At 65.8% G+C, this 17,484-nt stretch carries 18 protein-coding genes; 4 read left to right on the top strand and 14 right to left on the bottom strand.

Annotated features, from left to right (window positions below; all coding sequences use genetic code 11):
• Positions 1-13: 13 nt before the first annotated feature.
• The 5 genes from ACFSGX_RS15255 to ACFSGX_RS15235 all read right to left on the bottom strand — a co-directional run bounded on the left by ACFSGX_RS15255 (position 14) and on the right by ACFSGX_RS15235 (position 4,132).
• Positions 14-934 (bottom strand): pirin family protein, encoded by a 921-nt coding sequence (locus ACFSGX_RS15255; RefSeq protein WP_380931180.1) that lies wholly within the window; start codon positions 932-934, stop codon positions 14-16.
• Between the two features lie 49 nt (positions 935-983).
• The gene (locus tag ACFSGX_RS15250) at positions 984-1,682 is read right to left on the bottom strand and encodes a pirin family protein (protein WP_380931179.1); all 699 of its coding nucleotides are present in this window, start codon (positions 1,680-1,682) and stop codon (positions 984-986) included.
• Positions 1,683-1,706: 24 nt separating this feature from the next.
• Positions 1,707-2,018 (bottom strand): hypothetical protein, encoded by a 312-nt coding sequence (locus ACFSGX_RS15245; RefSeq protein ID WP_380931178.1) that lies wholly within the window; start codon positions 2,016-2,018, stop codon positions 1,707-1,709.
• A gap of 177 nt (positions 2,019-2,195) precedes the next feature.
• Complete coding sequence (locus ACFSGX_RS15240; protein ID WP_380931177.1) at positions 2,196-2,498, bottom strand: UBP-type zinc finger domain-containing protein; 303 nt, start codon at positions 2,496-2,498, stop codon at positions 2,196-2,198.
• Entirely contained in the window at positions 2,495-4,132 is a 1,638-nt protein-coding gene (locus tag ACFSGX_RS15235; protein ID WP_380931176.1) for an FAD-dependent oxidoreductase, read from the bottom strand. The genes ACFSGX_RS15240 and ACFSGX_RS15235 overlap by 4 nt, the downstream gene beginning before the upstream one ends.
• 680 nt (positions 4,133-4,812) lie before the next feature.
• On the opposite strand from ACFSGX_RS15235, the gene ACFSGX_RS15230 reads away from it, so the two are divergent.
• Complete coding sequence (locus tag ACFSGX_RS15230) at positions 4,813-5,418, top strand: hypothetical protein (protein ID WP_380931175.1); 606 nt, start codon at positions 4,813-4,815, stop codon at positions 5,416-5,418.
• A gap of 225 nt (positions 5,419-5,643) precedes the next feature.
• On the opposite strand, the gene ACFSGX_RS15225 is transcribed toward ACFSGX_RS15230, so the two are convergent.
• On the bottom strand, positions 5,644-6,483 hold the full coding sequence (locus ACFSGX_RS15225; RefSeq protein ID WP_380931174.1) for a DNA adenine methylase: 840 nt from the start codon (positions 6,481-6,483) through the stop codon (positions 5,644-5,646).
• Between the two features lie 233 nt (positions 6,484-6,716).
• Here ACFSGX_RS15225 and ACFSGX_RS15220 point away from each other — a divergent pair, with 233 nt between their 5' ends.
• From ACFSGX_RS15220 to ACFSGX_RS15210, 3 genes are read left to right on the top strand one after another with little or no spacing between them, the layout of a single operon-like run.
• On the top strand, positions 6,717-6,848 hold the full coding sequence (locus tag ACFSGX_RS15220) for a hypothetical protein (RefSeq protein WP_380931173.1): 132 nt from the start codon (positions 6,717-6,719) through the stop codon (positions 6,846-6,848).
• The gene (locus tag ACFSGX_RS15215; RefSeq protein WP_380931172.1) at positions 6,845-7,018 is read left to right on the top strand and encodes a hypothetical protein; all 174 of its coding nucleotides are present in this window, start codon (positions 6,845-6,847) and stop codon (positions 7,016-7,018) included. Before ACFSGX_RS15220 ends, ACFSGX_RS15215 begins: the two co-directional genes overlap by 4 nt.
• Before the next feature lie 47 nt (positions 7,019-7,065).
• Entirely contained in the window at positions 7,066-7,548 is a 483-nt protein-coding gene (locus ACFSGX_RS15210) for a hypothetical protein (protein ID WP_380931171.1), read from the top strand.
• Between the two features lie 157 nt (positions 7,549-7,705).
• On the opposite strand, the gene ACFSGX_RS15205 is transcribed toward ACFSGX_RS15210, so the two are convergent.
• The 8 genes from ACFSGX_RS15205 to ACFSGX_RS15170 form a co-directional block, all read right to left on the bottom strand.
• Positions 7,706-8,125 (bottom strand): hypothetical protein, encoded by a 420-nt coding sequence (locus ACFSGX_RS15205; protein WP_380931170.1) that lies wholly within the window; start codon positions 8,123-8,125, stop codon positions 7,706-7,708.
• On the bottom strand, positions 8,122-8,388 hold the full coding sequence (locus ACFSGX_RS15200) for a ubiquitination-like system serine protease family protein (RefSeq protein WP_380931169.1): 267 nt from the start codon (positions 8,386-8,388) through the stop codon (positions 8,122-8,124). The genes ACFSGX_RS15205 and ACFSGX_RS15200 overlap by 4 nt, the downstream gene beginning before the upstream one ends.
• A 44-nt stretch (positions 8,389-8,432) precedes the next feature.
• The gene (locus tag ACFSGX_RS15195; RefSeq protein WP_380931168.1) at positions 8,433-8,918 is read right to left on the bottom strand and encodes a M15 family metallopeptidase; all 486 of its coding nucleotides are present in this window, start codon (positions 8,916-8,918) and stop codon (positions 8,433-8,435) included.
• A 151-nt stretch (positions 8,919-9,069) separates the two neighbouring features.
• On the bottom strand, positions 9,070-9,378 hold the full coding sequence (locus tag ACFSGX_RS15190; protein ID WP_380931167.1) for a hypothetical protein: 309 nt from the start codon (positions 9,376-9,378) through the stop codon (positions 9,070-9,072).
• A complete protein-coding gene (locus ACFSGX_RS15185) occupies positions 9,375-9,878 on the bottom strand; it encodes a hypothetical protein (RefSeq protein ID WP_380931166.1) in 504 nt (167 codons plus the stop codon). Before ACFSGX_RS15185 ends, ACFSGX_RS15190 begins: the two co-directional genes overlap by 4 nt.
• Positions 9,879-9,986: 108 nt before the next feature.
• Positions 9,987-11,891, bottom strand: coding sequence for a tail fiber domain-containing protein (locus ACFSGX_RS15180; RefSeq protein WP_380931165.1), 1,905 nt, complete (start codon positions 11,889-11,891; stop codon positions 9,987-9,989).
• The gene (locus ACFSGX_RS15175; protein WP_380931164.1) at positions 11,888-15,094 is read right to left on the bottom strand and encodes a hypothetical protein; all 3,207 of its coding nucleotides are present in this window, start codon (positions 15,092-15,094) and stop codon (positions 11,888-11,890) included. The genes ACFSGX_RS15180 and ACFSGX_RS15175 overlap by 4 nt, the downstream gene beginning before the upstream one ends.
• A partial coding sequence (locus tag ACFSGX_RS15170) for a hypothetical protein (RefSeq protein WP_380931163.1) occupies positions 15,091-17,484 on the bottom strand: 2,394 nt, incomplete at its 5' end. The genes ACFSGX_RS15170 and ACFSGX_RS15175, both read right to left, overlap by 4 nt.

The following is a 17,484-nucleotide window of genomic DNA, read 5'->3' as shown; positions in this document are numbered from 1 at the left end:
TCCCTCTGGATGCTTATGGATAGCGGACCGGTTCCGGCTGTGCGGGGAGCGGAATGAAGTTCGTTTCGCCGGGTACATGTGGGAAGCGATCCGTTTTCCAGTCCAGCTTTGCCTGCTCGATGCGGTCTTCACGCGACGAGACGAAGTTCCAGAAGATGTGGCGCCGCTCGGGGAACGGCTCGCCGCCGATCAGCATCAGCCGCGCGCCCTGCGGGGCCTGGACGACGATCTCCGCATCGGGCTTCAGGACGACGAGTTCGCCGATCGCGAAGCTGCCGGTCTGGCCGACGACCGCGATCGATCCGCCCACGACGTAGAGCGCGCGTTCGATATGCTCGGCCCGGACCTGATACCGTGCGCCGGGTTGCAGGTGGATGTCGGCATAGACGAGGTCCGAGAAGGTCTTCACCGGCGATACGAGACCGTCGGACCGGCCGGCGATGAGTGTGAAGCGAGTGCCGTCCGCCTGCGTGATCGGAATGTCCTGGGCCTGGTAATGGTCGAAATCGGGCGCGACCTCCTCCCGATCGGCCGGCAGGGCTAGCCATGTCTGCAGGCCGAACAGCTTAGCGTCGGTCGCGCGCACCTCCGGGCTGGTACGTTCGGAATGAACGATGCCCGATCCGGCCGTCATCCAGTTGACCTCGCCCGGGTGGATCGACTGGACGGAGCCGACGCTGTCGCGGTGCAGGATTTCGCCCTCGAGCAGATAGGTGACGGTGGCAAGACCGATATGCGGGTGGGGCCGGACGTCGAGCCCTTCGCCGCCGCGGAACGCCGCGGGGCCCATCTGGTCGAAGAAGATGAAGGGCCCGACCATGCGACGATGCGCGGAGGGAAGCGCACGGCGCACGGTGAAGCCGTCGCCCAGATCGCGGACGGGGGGCAGGATGACCTGATCGACGCCTCCGACGTCGCTGGAACGAATGGACATTTGGTAGGCTCCGGGTTGAACCGCCGGGCCGGACCCGGCGGCAGTCTTGTCAGGCGGCGTCGACCAGGACGATCTCGCTGTCCTCGATCGCGGTGATGCGCAGCGTTTCGACGTCGCGGATCGCGACACCGTCGCGCGCCTCGGCCCGCGTGCCGTTGATCTCGATGGCGCCGGTCGCGGGCACCAGATAGGCGTGACGACCCCTGCCGAGCGCGTAGTCCGCCGTTTCGCCGGCCTTCAGCGACGCGCCGACGACGCGGGCATCGGTGCGGATGGGCAGGGCGTCGTCGTCATCGGCGAAGCCGGATGCCAGGGTGACGAAGCGGCCGGACCGGTCACCCTTGGGGAAGGGGCGGGCGCCCCAGCTCGGCTTCTCGCCGGTCCGGGTCGGCTCGATCCAGATCTGGAAGATCTTCGTCGTGACGTCCTCCTTGTTGTATTCGGCATGCGCGATGCCCGTGCCGGCCGACATCACCTGGACGTCGCCGGCCTCCGTGCGGCCGAGGTTGCCCAGCGTGTCCTGGTGCGTGATCGCCCCTTCGCGGACATAGGTGATGATCTCCATGTCGCGGTGCGGATGGGGCGGGAAGCCGGACTGGGGGGCGATCGTGTCGTCGTTCCAGACGCGGAGGTTGCCCCAGCTCTCACGCTTCGGATCATGATAGTTGGCGAACGAGAAATGATGCTTCGCGTCGAGCCAGCCATGGTTGGCGCCGCCGAGCGAGGCGAAGGGACGAAGTTCGATCATGTCGTGTCTCCTTAAGCGAGCGGGTCAGGCGGACAGCCGGGCGAGGGCGTCGACCTGGCGATCGTTGAAGCCGAGGTCATGGAGGGCGGGGACATGATCCTCCGCGATCCGGCGGCGGCGGCTGGTCGCGCCGACGAAGCTGCGGACTGCCTCCAGCCGGGGATCGGCGAGCGGGCGGGGGCCCTCGATGCCGGTCAGTGCGCGGTATAGGCGGCGGGCGACGCCTGGCTTACCGGCGGTCCCGCAACCGCAACGCGATGCGTCGTTCAGGGCCACCGACACGGCCTGCCATTCGAGCCGGGTCAGATCGGGACCAGTGTCTGTACCGTTCCTCATGCTGTCCTCCCTTCATTCCGATGCGGTGGAAATAGGCGATCGCGACCCGCTCGATCAGTCGGATAAAATGATCCCGAACGTTCGACGATGTTGAAATGCCCGTTGTCGGCGCGCCGCCCGTCATCGGCTGCGGCGTCTGCAACCACGCGAATACCGCGTGCCGACCCTTGCGGCGGCCTAATAGAAGCGCGGGATGGGGCCGCGCTGCGGCGTCTGGTCGGGCAGGTCGACCGCAATGTCGTCGACATAGCACCAGCCCCAGCCTTCGGGCGGATCATAGCCCTCGATGATCGGGTGGGCGGTGGCGTGGAAGTGGGCGCGGGCGTGGCGGTGCGGCGACTGGTCGCAACAGCCGACATGGCCGCACGCACGGCAGAGCCGCAGGTGCAGCCACGCGCTGCCAATCCGCAGGCATTCCGCGCAACCCCGCGCATTGGGCGTCACGTCCCGGACGGTGCGGGTGTGGGTGCAGGACATCATTGTACCTCCCGGACGAGCTGTTCGGCGAACATGCCGTGGATCTGCGCGACCACGGCGGCACCTTCGCCGACGGCGGCTGCGACGCGCTTGGTTGAGCCGGCGCGGACGTCGCCGATGGCGAAGACGCCGGGCATGCTGGTTTCGAGCGGCAACGTGCCGGCCCCGGTTAGCACGAAACCCTTGGTGTCGGTTGCCACGCAGTCGCGGACCCAGTCTGCGTTCGGGTCCGCGCCGATGAACAGGAAGAGGTGCCTCACGTCGCGCCGGAGCAAGGTGCCGTCACGCCGGTCGCGGAATGTGGCGGCGGTTAGCCCTGTCTCGCGGCTGCCTTCGAGTGCGACGATTTCGCTACCGATGTGCAGCACGACGTTTGGCAGCGCCGTGATGCGATCGATCAGGTAGCGCGACATGGTTTCCGCCAACGGGCGGCGGACGACCAAATGGAGCGTCCGGACCTGCGGTGCCAGGAACACGACGGCCTGGCCCGCCGAATTGCCGCCGCCGACCAGCACAACCTCCTCACCGGCGCACAACCGCGCCTCGACCGCGGAGACCCAGTAGGAAACGCCGGCGCCTTCGAATTCGGCCAGGTTCGGCACGTCGGGCTTGCGGTAGCGTGCACCCGACGCAATCACGACGGACCGCGCCTTGATCGTGCGATCGCCGGCGCATCGCAGGCGCAGTTCGGACGTCTCGCAGTCCAGTCCGGCGACCGCGACGGGGATCGCGATGTCGGCCCCGAACTTCAGCGCTTGGTTGAACGCGCGGCCGGCCAGGGCCTGGCCCGAGATGCCGGTCGGGAAGCCGAGATAGTTCTCGATCCGGGCCGATGCGCCGGCCTGTCCACCCATGGTGCGCGCGTCCAGCACGATCACCGAGAGGCCCTCCGACGCCGCATAGACCGCGGTCGCAAGCCCGGCGGGGCCGGCACCGACAACCGCGACGTCGAACAGCCGGTCCGGATCGATCGTCGGGACAATACCGAGGCAGGCGGCGAGTTCCTCGTCGCTCGGGCGTTTGAGGATGGGACCGGTGGGGCAGACGACAAGCGGCAGTTCGGAGGGCAGGACCCCGATCCGTTCGACCAGCGCGCGCCCTTCCTCGTCCGACCGGACATCGAGGACGAGGTTGGGCAGGCCGCTGCGCCCCAGGAAATCCTGCAGACGCAGGACGTCCGGGGTGCCGGGCATGCCGATCAGGATGGTACCCGCGCCGCCTGCCTCGATCAGGCCAACCCGCCGGAGGATCAGCGCGCGCATCACGATTTCGCCCAGGTCCGCCGACCCGACCATGAGCGCGCGCAGGTGCGCGGGATCGAGCGGCAGTGCGGTGCAGCCGTCGGGTCCCGCCCGCCCGGCCGCGATCGACGGTCGGCCGGCAAGCTGGTTCACCTCGCCCGAGAACTGCCCAGCGTGATGGACGGTGATCGGTGCCTCGCGGCTCAGCCCGTCGCGGCGGAAGACCTCGATCGTGCCGTCGATGACCAGCCAGGCGGGGGCACCATGATCGCCGATCGCGTAGAGCGTGGCACCAGGGTCAAAGCGCTGTTCCGGGCCACTGGCGAACCGGCGCGCGGTTTCGACCTGCGCCTGGTCGAGGACAGGAAAGCGTTGATGCTCGCGCGTGTCGATCATGGACCTGCGACCCCTCTGATTATCCCGCTTCATCGCTTCGTTTGAGAACGACACGGTCGTACGTTGGTCTTCTCATCACGCTTTTTCGGACGGTACACCATTATACGGAGGTGTCGGCGGACGCGGTCGGCGGCACCGTGTTTCAACGGCACAATTCAGCGAGTCAGGCTGGCACACATCTGCGCACCGCGGTTCTCCGCGCGTGTCTGGAATTGAATTGCTGATCGAGCTCTGCCGCCGGAGAAAATAGACCCCGGTCTTCGGATGCTTCCACGGTGTCGCCGTAAGTGCCATCTCAGTGCGCGCTGCATCAGCAGGCGGCAAAGGATTGCTTGATCGCGCCAGTCCGCGCCTAGAGCGTGGATGGTGACCCCAACGGGAATCGAACCCGTGTTTTCGCCGTGGAGCCATATTGTTCAGCAATAACAACGGTATTTACCCCATAGGTGTCGTCAAGCGTGGTTATGCATATCAATGCGTTAGAGAGGTTGGGGTAAAGAATTTGGTCGCCTTCGCGCCAATGCAAACCGTTGGGCTTCCTCGTCGAACGGTCTAAGAACCCTTCTGCCCAGGCTCACGCCAACTCGATGGTCTATTCGCGAAAGGTGCCTTGCTTGGCCTCAAACCACACACCCTCGGACGGGAACGCTTTACCCACCCCGGCCGGGTGGTCATCGAGCTTGTCAGCATTCGCAGCACCGCTGGTCGTTGCGCTTACCGGAATGTTTTACCTGGGCGGTTACATTCACAGGCAACTTTTACTGAGCTTCTTTGGCATTTCACCGGCGATGTTCACGGAAAGTATTCAAACAACAATTGCTCGCGGGTATATCTCTGTTCTTCTTCAGCTAATTCTAATAGTCGTTGGTGCTATTGTGGTCGTGATATTCAACTACGTTTGGCGCTCTGCTCTACACAAGTGGTTTCCAAACAGATTCCGTAGCCCCTCTGCAAGAAGGGTTTACCTACGCAAGAAGCTGAATGGTAAACTTTTCAAAACTGTGATGGCATTTGGTGGCATTTATCAGCTTCTTATCTTTGGCGCGCTATCCGGAATGGGCACAGGGACGTTCTCTGCGACAAGGATAGTTTATTTATTAAATAAAAAGTGCGCCAACGGATGCTACGCTTATCATTTCGGAAAAAAGCGTGCGATTGGTATACTGCTTCTATCGGACAATAATTATACGATGGTCCAATCGATTGACGGCACGCGTATATTCGCGACGAAAGACTTAACAGCTGTCCATCCTTACGGAAGGCCGTCAATCTTGCCGCCAATTTGAAGGGCTCTGTCGTGTTGCGATTTGTATCGCAACTCTGGTCCCAAACCAGATGCGCTACCAGGCTGCGCCACTCCCCGACTGCGGTTTCCCTAGGCGAACCTGCCTTACAGGCGCAAGCGAAAGGTTCTTCGGACGGCATGCTACGGCATCAAACGGCATCCTCCGGGACGCTGAGTCCCGGAATAGTCCCGGAGGATGTTTCCGCCCTGTTCCAGCCGGCCTCGCCTACAGCAGCAGGTTCGTGGCCGGCAGGGGAGCCCGACCACCACTGATGACCAGCTCGGTGACCCGTGTCGCGCCGGCAGGGGTAGGCGAGGAGATTGACCAGGTTGTCTCGATCTCGTCGATCGAGAAGGCTGCAAATGTCGCCCGAACCTCGGGGGTGTCGTTGAGCGAGAGGATGAACCGGCCCTCAACCGACGTGAGCAACTCGGCCATCCGTCCAAACTCGGCTCGGCTGAAACTGTCAGGACCATAGTCCGATTCGCACCCCCAGTAAGGCGGATCGAGATAAAACAGCGTACCCGGGGCGTCATACCGCAGGATGATCTGATCGTATGGCAATCGCTCGATCACGACGCCCGACAACCGTTCGTGGAGCTCAGCAAGCATCGGCTCAAGCTTCGATATATCGAATCGTCCTGGAGTAGCCGGGCTGACGCCGAAGGCCCGTCCCTCAATCTTCCCGCCGAATGCGAGTCGCTGAAGATATAAGAACCGGGCTGCTCGGTGGAGATCCGTCAGTCGGTCCGCCGGCAATGCGAGCAGTCGCTCGAACTCCACCCGGCTGGTCAACCGCCAACGTAAGATATCCATCAGGAACGGATAGTGCTCCTGCAGGACCAGGAACAGGTTCGCCACATCGCCCGACAGGTCGTTGATGACCTCGGCCGCTGGCCGGCGCGATCGACGCAGGAATATGCCGCCCATGCCCACGAACGGCTCGACGTAGGTTTGGCAGGGGATCGCGTCGATCATCTTGCAGAGGCGGCCGGCGAGATTGCGCTTGCCGCCTAGGTAGGGGGCGACCGGTCGGACCGGACGCACTTCGATTGTTGGATACATGTTGGATTTGCTGCTTTCTGTAGTGCCTGCCCGGCGTCGCCGGGTGCGGGCGCATGCGGCTGGTCGACCGCGCGTGACGGGGCAGCTCCCGTCGGTTGCCGTGTTGGCGCACGGCACCCCCGCTCGGCCTACCGGTCGGCGGGTGTGTTCATTATATCCGGTGCATGACCCGGCATCGTCTTACCGTCTTCGACCGACCACGAGGACCGTGGCGGGAGACCCGAGAGCAGGCGATGGAAGATGCCGTGGCGGCACGGCTCGCATCTTGGGACGAGACGAAGCGCGAGCATTTCGTAGCGGTCCCAACCGACATCGTCACGGACTGGGAAGAGCCGGGGCAGCGGCACCCGCTGGCGGACACATGACGCCGGACGAACTGCCGCCGCCCATGGAGTGCGACGGGGTCCATCACGAATGGTCGTATCCGCCGCAGGCCGAGGGCGAGCCGTTCCGCGCGGTCTGCCGATATTGCGGTGTGCGGGCCGTGGTGATCAAGGGCGCATGGGTTCTCGAGGCCGACATCGGCGACGGCTGACCGCGAATCGCTTTCCTACACGTGTTCCCTATGCGTTCTCATTCCGCATGGTTGGTCCACCCAAGTCTCTTCGCGATCTCCGCAAGATCGAAGCGAACCTTATCGTCACCTGCCGGGCGTGCCGGCACTCGCGCGAGTTCGACCGAGAGGCTCTGATCGCGGACCTAATGCGCCGGCGCCGCAACCTCGACTGGTACCTGCTACACCACCACTTCCGTTGCGCGTGCGGGTCGAAGGACGTGCGTCTATCGGTCGTCGCGTTCGCCGATAAGCTGGGTGACGAGACGCGGCAGCGGTTCGCCGAGGCGCTCGAGCTCGTCCGGTGGTCAGTCGGGCGAGCAGGGAAAGAGCCGATCCAGACGGAGGCGCTGCGCGTCGCTCTGGCCCGGCTTTCCTGTCATTGCGCCGATCCGTCATGGTGCAACCGCCTCTATGAAGACGCTGGCGGCAGCAACCCGATCGCGGTCAGCGCCAGCGTTTATGGTGGTTGGCGTGGCATCCTTCGTCAGCTCGGGTTGCCCGACGAGTGAGGGCTGACCTACAGGCCCTCGATGATCACCCGCCTACTTCGTTTCCTGACGCGCCTTCTCGGCCGCGATCAGACCAAGCAACTGCAACCGGATCCCGCCGGCAACGCCGTACAGGTCCAGCGCCCCGATCAGGCACTGCTGCCCGCTCAGCGTCCCGTCAGCGTTGCGCGGTATCGGGGGAAGCGTCGGCGGCGGCGCCAGCAGACTCGCCGGTAAGGCCACGGTTGGCGCTGTCGCGGGCACGGTCGAGCAGCTGCACGCCATCAGCATCAACGCAGATGCTGCGATAGACAGGACGGTCGACGATCTTGATCGCATCACGGTAGATGGTCCTTTCGGTGGTGACCTGCTCGGTGCGAGCGGTGGCGGCCTGTCCGGCCAGCCTGTCGGTGGCGGTGCGGATGCGATCGGCCGCAGCGACCATCCGTGCGGCCGCCTTCGCGTGTCGGGCCTCAACGTCAGCCTTGCCGCGCGCGTAGCCGCGATGGTCAATCCAGAAGTAGGCGGCGGCCAGCCCCGCTACGATCGCGAGGTATGGCCAGATCCTGCGCAGGATCAGCAGCAACCCGGCCGTCACCGGCTCCACTCCGGAATATCGACCGTCTGGCCCGTAAGTGCGTGGGTGCAGTCCGATAGGAACTGGATGCGGCCATCGACGACGAAGCTGTGACAGGTCTCGGGCGGCGCGCCGTCGACCCCTGCGTCACTGCCGTTGTAACCGACCAGGATCGATGGCGTGAAGGTCGGGCGGACTGCGTCGCCGTTCCACCCCCAGCGTGGCCCGCCGCCCTCGCCGACGAACACCTGATGCGCGCCATCGCAGCCGGGACACCAGAACATAAGGCCGCCGCCCTCGACGGAGCGGAGGATGGGCGAAAGCGCGCTCACCGCGCCAGCTCGAAATGAGGGCTGTCCGTTTCACCCTTCTCGCGCGGCTTGCCGTCGCCGTCCCAGTCCGCGCCCCATCGGATCTCGACGCCCTCGACCTCCGCCGCGGCCATCACCAGCTTCGCCATCTGATCGAACCGATCATAGTCGTTCCAGTCGATCGGGTAGGGTGCGAGGTCGACCGCGTGACCGTAGCCGTCCTTCTGCTTCCGATGCTTCGTCGAGAGCGGGTTGGACAGCCAGGTGACCTTCGCCAGCTTGGGCTGGGCGTAGCTGGTCGGGATCCCCTTCGCCGCCAGCTGCGCGGCGGTGCGGCCCTTGCCCCAGTTCGCATAGGCGTCCTGATCCGAACGGACACCTTCCAGGACCGTGAAGTCCTCTGTCGACCGTGCCATCAGCGCCGCGCGCTTCACGACGCGGGCCAGGTCTGGATGCACGCCGGCGAGGCGCGCGACGGATCGCGCACCGAGAGTGATGCTCATGATGATCTCCGATGTCAGGTGGCCCGCGGTCCGCACGGGCGGCGGTAACGATATTTTAAGCGGGGGAGGTCTAGAGGTGAGGCAGCCAGGGTAAAGTTTGGCTCACCCCGCCGCGATGTCCCCCCTAGGATCGCGGCGGGGATTTCCCCTTCTACTCGGGCTTGTCGTCCGGCCCCTTCATGGCCGCACGCACCACACCCACGATCAGTCGGAACGTGCCGAACCCGGTCCACCCAGCGGCGATACCGGCACCGAGGATGAAGTAGACCGGCCAGTCATATTCGGCGGCCAGCGCGCCACCGAGCGCACCGAACGCGGGGAGCATCGTCAGCTCGACCATGATCTGCTTGCGACCGACGGGAAGATCCTGCTCCATTCGCCGACCCAGCCGGCCGATCTGCCCGGACGCGACGGCGAACACCATCAGCGCGAACACCCACCAAGTGTCAGGAACCCTCATGGCCGCACCGCCGTGACGATGCCGATGCCGAGGCCCATCAACGCGAAGGCAATGCTGACGTAGATGCTGAGCGATCGCTTCCGCGTCACCGCGGCATGAACTGCCGACATGCCCAGCGACAACGCGATCGCACCGGCGAAATCCATGCTGCGGTCGAAGGCGTTCCAGCGATCCGGCAGACGCGCCACTAGCTGCACGACGTCGCCGACACTACCGAACGACAACCCCAGCCCGATCAGCGTCATGCCGCCGAACAGCAGCACCCCGGACCACCGCGTCGTCAACGCGATGATAAGGTTCGCATATTGCGCATCGAGGCTCGCGCCGAACCACCGCCGACGGTCCGCCCATGTGGCCTTCCGAGCGCGGGTCATCCGCCTGATGCTGTGAAGCACCGGACGGAGGCCGTGTAGGCTGACCGCTATGAACCGCAGCGCGGACAGGAAGATGATCCAGACCGCGGTGACCCCGACGACATGGACAACGGAAGGATCGGTCACAGGTCGCACGCCTGCGGCCGCACCGGCACGAGGCCGACGACGTGGGTCGTATTCATGATCGGGTGCTCCTTGGATTACGCCGGCGGCGCGGGGTTCAGTGGCCTGTGATCAGGCGTCGCGCAGGGCAGCGAGCATCATCACGGCCAGCTGCTCGTACCGAACGGAGTAGCGCGTCACCGGCTGACCTTCCGCGTCCAGCTGGGGACGCGTGTCGGTCCGCACGACCCGCTCGACCTTCTGCGTGCGCGGACGCTGATAGGTCGCTTGCCGCTCGGGCGTGCCCGGGATCGTCACGACCGGTTCGGCGGGACCGCGGATCAATCGGCCGATCCAGCCGCGCTCGCCGGGCATCGTGCGCGGCCCGATCGCCGGCAGCATGACGGGGTTGCCGTCCGTGTCGACGATCGGCAGATGGTCGACGACGGGAACGCGCCTGGTCACCGGCTCGCGGATCAGGGTAGCGACACCGTCGACGACCTCGACACGCTCGTCGTCCTCAGTAACCTCCTGCGTCACCGGCTCGTCCACCAACTCGCGAACCTCGAATGGCTCCATCACTGGATCCTCGCCGATCACGCCGTACCGCCGCCAGTCGAGGCCCTGCGCTTCGAACGCCGCGATCAGATCCTGCGCGATGATGCCGAAGTGCAGCCGGGCATGGTCCTCGCCCTTTGCTGCCACGGCGTCGAGATACTGGAACACGACCAGCGGCAGCCCGCGCGCGACCGCCTTCTCCGCGTCGCTGATCGGGCCGCGGGTGTGCTTCAGTCGGGCGTCCGAGCCGACCGTCGGGTTGTTGGCGAAGTAGCTGTTGTTCCAGCGCCGAATCGCCGACCCTAGATCGTAGCCCGCATCGACGAGCGGCAGATGCGTATGCGTACCAAACCAGATCGACCGGACCGAGATCGCGCCGTTGCCGACACCGCCGTTGCCGCCCTCGGCTTCGATGCGGCTATCGTAATCGACGTTGGTCCCGCTGCTGTGGAAGTCGATATGCGGCTTGCCGGCAATGGACAGCGAGCCCAGCTCAAGGCCCGCGTTCGGGTTGTACAAGGACAGGTTGCCGTCGGTCCAATCGCTGTTCTGGGTCCGGAACACGGACCCGGTGAAGGCAGTGTTCCGCATGTCGATACCGTTCGCCAGCACCGGCGTGTCGTCGAGCCGCAGTAGCGTACTATCGCTGCCGAGCGGATTGCCGCCATTCTGGGCACCGACGTGGATGCCGAACCGGGCGCCGAGGTTCGGGCCGATGATCGCCGAGATGCTGAGCGCAGCATCGATCAGTGCGCCGCGCGTCTGCACATAGTCCGCGATCTGGATGCCGCTGCGGTACTGGACGGTGCTGCCGGCAATGGTGACGCAATTGCTTTCGAAGGCCGTGGCGTTGAAAACGCCGTACGCCCCGCTCTCAATTTGCGTGATCGACGACATGCCGAAATACGCACCGAGCGGGGCGGACGGGGTGCCGCCGTCCCCGGTGAAGGTCTGGGACTGCCCCTGCACACCCACAAAGTTGCGATCTGGATTGTCGCCGGCTGTTGGCGCGCGCTGAAATGTCGAGCCCTTGACCGCGTGCCGGCCGCCGCGGGCAGTCGGGCCACCGAAGTGCAGATCCGCGTTGAACGCATTGACCTTGGAGCTGAACCCGCTGTTCGGGACCGTCTGCGAAACCGCGTCGTCGTCCACGACAACGCCGGAATAGACATATTCCCGCGCGTTGGATGACGCGGCGGAGCCGGCGATCGTCAGCTGGGGGTCACCACCCGACCCGACGATCAACGCAGCGATCTGGGTGAAACGGTCAAGGCAGGGAAAATAGACCACCCGCCCGTCCGCCATCTGCATCGGGTAGTATCCGAGATCGCCGGTCTTGCCGCCCTCCGCATTGAAGCTGTCCGGGTCATCCCGCGTGCCAGCGAGAAAGTTGCTGTTTCCGCCGATGACGCCGCCTTGACGCCCGACCAGCGTCGAGACGCCCTGCAGAAGCTCGGCGGGAATGGCCGTATCGGTCATGGGATTTCCTCAAATTGCTTCTGGCGCAGTCCGCCGACGCCGCTTGGATTGTTGGTTGTTGTCCCGGTCGTGCCGCCATCACCGGAGCTATCGCCGTTGATCTGCCCGCCACCGCCAGCGCCCGCGCCGGGACCTTCCCCCGGCGGCGCGCTGATCCAGATCTGGGTAAAGGCCGTTCGGACGCGTTCGGTGATTTCCTCGTGACGGGCAGACGACCGAATGTTCGCGCCGCCGGTGCAGCGCACCTGGACGTCGTACTGAGCTTCCGCGGCGATCGGCACGCTGTCCGAGAAACCCCAGGCCATCATCTGCCCGACAGGCGACACCGCAATTGGCAACCCGTTCGCACCACCCCAAACGACATGCCCGTCCTGCACCCGGACGATCCGGTAATAGGCAGCGCCGTTCGGGCTGCCGATGTTCTGCGCATGGAACGACACGAAGCCCGTCATGGGCGACCCGTCGCGGCTGACGATGCCGACGCCCATGAACCCGGTGAACGTCGTCTGGCTGTTGTCGTTCGACGCCGCACGATCGTAGAGCGACATCTGGCCGGTTGCGCCGAAGGAGACTTCCTTCTCGGTGACGGTCTCGGCGACCAGCCGGCCGACCCGGAAGTTCGGGGCGTAGACGCCGAGCGGATCGTTCGCGTCGATCACGAACAGCGCGTTGCCGTTCGGACCCAGGAAGGTGACGTTGTCGTATCGGAAGGTAAGCGTGCCGACCGTGCCGTCGTTCGTCTCTACTCGGCCGACAACATACCCATCGACGTCGATGCCGAAGACTGCCTTGGCGACGATACCTCTCGACGGATCCGGGTCGACGATGATCTCTTTCAGATCGGTGATGGCCCCCTTTACACCGCCGGTGCCGTCAGGCCCGACGACCTCAAGCTCGAGTGTCTCGAGATCGATCGCCTTGGCGAGCGTTCCATCCGTAGTTATTTCGCGAAGGTCGGCAATCTCGCCCTTGATGCCACCGGTGCCGTCCGGTCCTTTGAACTCCAGTTCCAGCAGGTCTAGGTCCGTCGCGGTCGCGAACGTCCCGTCCGTGGTGATCTGTTCGAGGTCCGTGATCTTCCCGCGGAGCCCCTCGGTCCCGTCTGGCCCGACTATGATCAGCTCAAGCGTTTCGAGATCGGACACGCTTGCGAAAGTGCCGTTCGTGGTGATCTGCTCCAGGTTGCCGATGCGCCCCTTGAGCCCGCCGGTGCCGTCCTCACCCGCCACATCCAACGTCAGATTGCGCAGCGCGGTTGCGGTCGCGAAGGTGCCATCGCTGGTGATTGTTTCGAGGTTCGTGATCTTGCCGAGGATGCCGCCCGCGCCGTCCGCCCCGCCTACGGTCAGCGCCAGTTCGTTGAAGCGTGTCGCGGTGATCAGCGTCCCGTTGGTCGTGATCTCTTCGAGAGCAGTAATCTTGCCGGCGGTGGTGCCGAGCGACACGTTAATCGTCGAGAGCCGCGACGCCATCGTTTCACTCGGTCCGAGCTTCACCCGGTCCAGGTTCAGGATCACGCTCTGACCGTCCTGGCCGAAGATGCCGAGGATGTCGAAACGATCCAGCGTCCGTGCCTCGCCAAGCTGGCGGTCGACGACCTCCTGCCGAACCACGACCTTGATCTTCTGCCCGTCGACCAAAGTGCCGGCTTCGCGGGCCAGCCGCTCCGCATCAGCGATCACGATGCTGCGCAGCGCCGCCTCAATCGACGCATCGCTGCTGACTTCCAGCGCATCCGCGCGCAACTTGACGGCGTCCACGGCGGCCGCGGCCACCTGGCCGACTTCGTCCAGTTCGCGGATAGATTCCTGCGCCGCGGCGATCGTCGCATCGAACTGCGTCAGGTCGTAGAGTACGTCGCCGACGTTCTTGTCAGGTCCGAACGAGGAGTTGGGGTCGGCGGTGTTGGTTGCCCCGTCGGCAGGCTTCGGCTTCGCCGGATTGCTGTCCCGCACGTCCTCCCAATTGACGCCCAGCGGCGTGATGGGCGCGGCCTTGCTCAGCCCCTCGATCGACAGGCTCAGCTTGCTGACGCCGTCCGCGACCTCGACCGAGAAGTCCTTGAAGAACCCGTAGATGGTCAGGCTGTCGAGCCCGGACTGACCGATCCACAGGCACGGTCGCGCGCGCACCCCCGCGATCCGGCTGGCGACAACGTCGAGCGCGTCGGTGCGGATCAGCGCCTTGGCCGTCATGCGCTTCGCCCAGGCGCGCTCGACGACGGTCACCTCGCCGAAGTCGTCGACGACCTTGCGGCTGAAGTCCGTGATGCCGGCGGTCGGCGACGCCTCGGTGATGCCCAGCCCGACACATCGACCGATCAGCAGCGTCCCGACCGACACCGCACCATCGCCAGCGATCCGGACGTTCACCGGGCCGGCCGGCAGGTCGAGGAAGGTGAGGGTGCCTGCGCCGGCCTGAACCGTCCGATCATAACCGAGCGCCTGCACCCGCACCGTCGCCGCCTTCACGTCGAGCAGCGCGACCGCACCGGCTGTGCCGGCATCCAGCGTCACGACGATCGCGCCCGCCGCCGTCGTCACCGTGCCCAGCGCCTGGTCGAACATCGCCCAACGGTTGGTCGGGCCGAGGTCCAGCCAGCGCCCGGCCGGGGCAGCCGGATCGTTGCCGAGGTTGCCGGAGGCGAGGCTCTCGTAGATCCGGTGCGTCGATCCGCGGATGACCCGCGCACCGATCGGATAGGGCGTCGCGGCGTCCCACGCCGGGGCGTCGGTCTCCGGCACGCTGCTGACCGCCAGCACCGCGTCCGTCACCGTGACGGGCTGGAGCAGCTGCAGCGTCGACGCGCGATCGTCGGGCGCGGGATCGCCGCCCGCATCGACCGCCGCGGCCGACGACGCGATGCCCTCGATCGACATCGAGCAGAAGCTGACCGACGTGCCCGGCAGGTCGATCTGGAAGTCCTTGTAGAACCCCTGGACCTGCAGGCTGGCGTACCGCTCGTCGGCGACCCAGAGCGCGGACGTCGCGCGCAGCTCGGCCAGCCTGCGCTGGAGCGCGTCGACGTCGGGGGACGGAACCGCCAGGCGCACCGACATCTTGCGCGCGAACCCGCGCTCCACGACGGTCGTCACACCGAAGTCGTCGGTGACCCGGCGGCTATAGTCGATGATCCCGATCGTGGCGCCGGTCTCGGTCGTGCCGAGGGCGATACTCTCGCCTGAAGGCGTCACCACCCTCATGCGGCGACACCCGTGACGCTGATCGCCTCACCTCCGTTCGGAGCCGTGACGGCCTCCAGACGGCGATCAATTCGGCCGGTGTTGCCGGCGATCGTTGCGTTTCCGCTGTTGGTATCGGCGCGCAGCATGGCGACCTCCTCACGCAGGGCCTTCACCTCGGACACCAGGTCCGCCGTTGGGCTGGTGCTGCCGCTCGCGTCCGACGTCGCCGCGGTCAGCGCCGCCGGGATCGCGCCGTCGACGGCGTCCGCGCCGCCCAGCCCGTCGATCGCGCCATAGGTCGCCTCCAGCATCGCGGCCGTCTCCGCCTGGACGCGGTCCAGTTCCTGCCGACTGGTCGCCGCCAGCGTCGCGGCATCGAGCAGCGACTTCGAAAGCTGGGGCAGATTTTTGGCCGCATCCATGTCGCCCGCGCGCGCTGCCGAGTTCGCCGCGTTGAACTGCCCCATCAGGCTCGCGAAGCTGTTGTCGCCCGCGGCATCGGTCAGCCCGCGGATCCGCTTCACTTCGTCCATGATGCTGTCCCCGACGCCCTTCCAGGCATCGCGCAGCTGCTCGGCCGCCTTGGCGGCTTCCTGCGCATCCTGGACTGCCCAGACCTGCTCCTGCAGCGGGCGGTTGCTCGGATCGATCTTGGCAAGCTCCGCCGCTCTGATCGCGGCGGTGTCGCCCGCCAGATCGAGCAGCTGCTTCTGCAGGTCCTCGCGCTCGCGCACGATCGCGGCGGCCGACGCCGCACCGTCCAGCGACCCCTTCAGGTCGGCGAAGGCGGGCGCAAGCTGGATCAGCGTGGCGTACATCTGCTGACCTGCCGCCGTGGACAAGTCCTGCGCGTCGACCAGCGCCCGATATCCGGCCAGCGTCTCGGGCATGGCGACCCCGAGCCCCGCAAACGCGCGACCCATCTGCGCGGTCTGCGCAGCGGCCTGTTCGGCGTCCGAGTAGAACGCCTGGAAGTAGCTGTCCGCCGCGCTGGTGAAGTCCGACACGCTGTCGAACAGCCCCGCGACCGCCATGTCTATGTCGACGCCCATCGTGCCGGACGTGACGCCCAACTTCTGGAACACCGCGTCGACCTGCTCGACAGTGGACGCGACCCGCACAAGCGTCTCGAACGCGCCCTCGCCGACCTGCTGGAAGCGCGACAGGCCGGGGATCGCGGCCTCCGCCATGCCGTCCGCCGCCGCGCCGAACACCGCCTCCAGCTTCTCCTGGATCTCGGTGCCGGTCAGGCCCTTCAGGTCGATCTTGCCGATATCGACGGTGAAGCCGAGCAGGCGATCCTGCACGGCGGCGAGCGACTGGCCGAGTGGCGCGGCCGCCGCGCCGATCGTGTCGTAGAACTGCCGCAGCAGCAGTGTGAACTGGTCCTCGATCCCGGCGTCCGCACCGGTCAGGCTGGTGCTGTACTTCGTCGACGTGGTCAGCCCGAACAGCTTCTTCTTCTTCTCGACGTCGCTGTAGTAGGACGCGTCGAACCCGCCGGACAGGATGTCGCCGACCGACTGGCTGTCGCCGTACAGGCCGCTGGCCACCACCGTCGTCTTGCTACCGAAAAGACTGCCGAGCAGGCCGCCGATGACCGGGATCTTGCTCAGCATCGATCCGACGGCGTCGGTCTTGAAGCCCTCGTTGACGCCGCCGCTGGCGTCGATGTTGCCGGCGCGCACGAGGAGCGTCGAAAGGCCGCCCAGGCTGCTCTCGATCGAGCGGAGCGACGACAGCATGCCGCGACTGACGCCGAGCGTGGCGTCGTTGATTTCGCCCAGCATGTCGATCGACCGCTGGATGCTTTCGCTCTTGGCATCGGTATCGCCCAGCACGGTGCCGGTGCCCTCGTTGGCTTTCGGCAACGTGTTCGTGCTGCCGCCCCCGCCGCCGAGAATCGCGACGCCGATGCCGACCAGCGCCGCCGCGGTCGCCGCCATCGCGGCGATGTTGGCGGGGAAGGGTAGCTGGCTCTGCTTGGCAACGCCGACCGCGCCTTCAGCCGATGCCTTCACCGCCGCGTTTGCCACCGTCACGGCCATTTCGGCCGAGTTCTGGACCATCGACGTAATGGACATCGCCAGCTGCACGGCGCGGAACGTCATCTCGGCCGCCTGCAGGCCCTTGTAGATCCGGCTGTGCTCGGAGAACATCGACTTGGCCGCGTTCGTCATCGTCGCGTAGCCCGACACCCGGTCAGCGGCACTGCGGATCGCATACTGCCGCTCGACCGCCGCACGTGCTTTCGCGCCCTCGATAGTGGATCCGTCCAGCATCTTCAGGCGGTCCTGTTCTTCCTGTGCCAGCCGCGCCTGCTCAGCGCCGTAGGACACCAGGCCGGTCAGGACGTCGCCGATCGCCGTGCCGACCTTGCCGAATGCTTCCGTCATGCCGGAGGCCGC

The organism is Sphingomonas arantia (assembly GCF_042682045.1).
Taxonomy (GTDB): domain Bacteria; phylum Pseudomonadota; class Alphaproteobacteria; order Sphingomonadales; family Sphingomonadaceae; genus Sphingomonas_R; species Sphingomonas_R arantia.
This window is presented reverse-complemented; position numbering and strand designations above follow the sequence as displayed.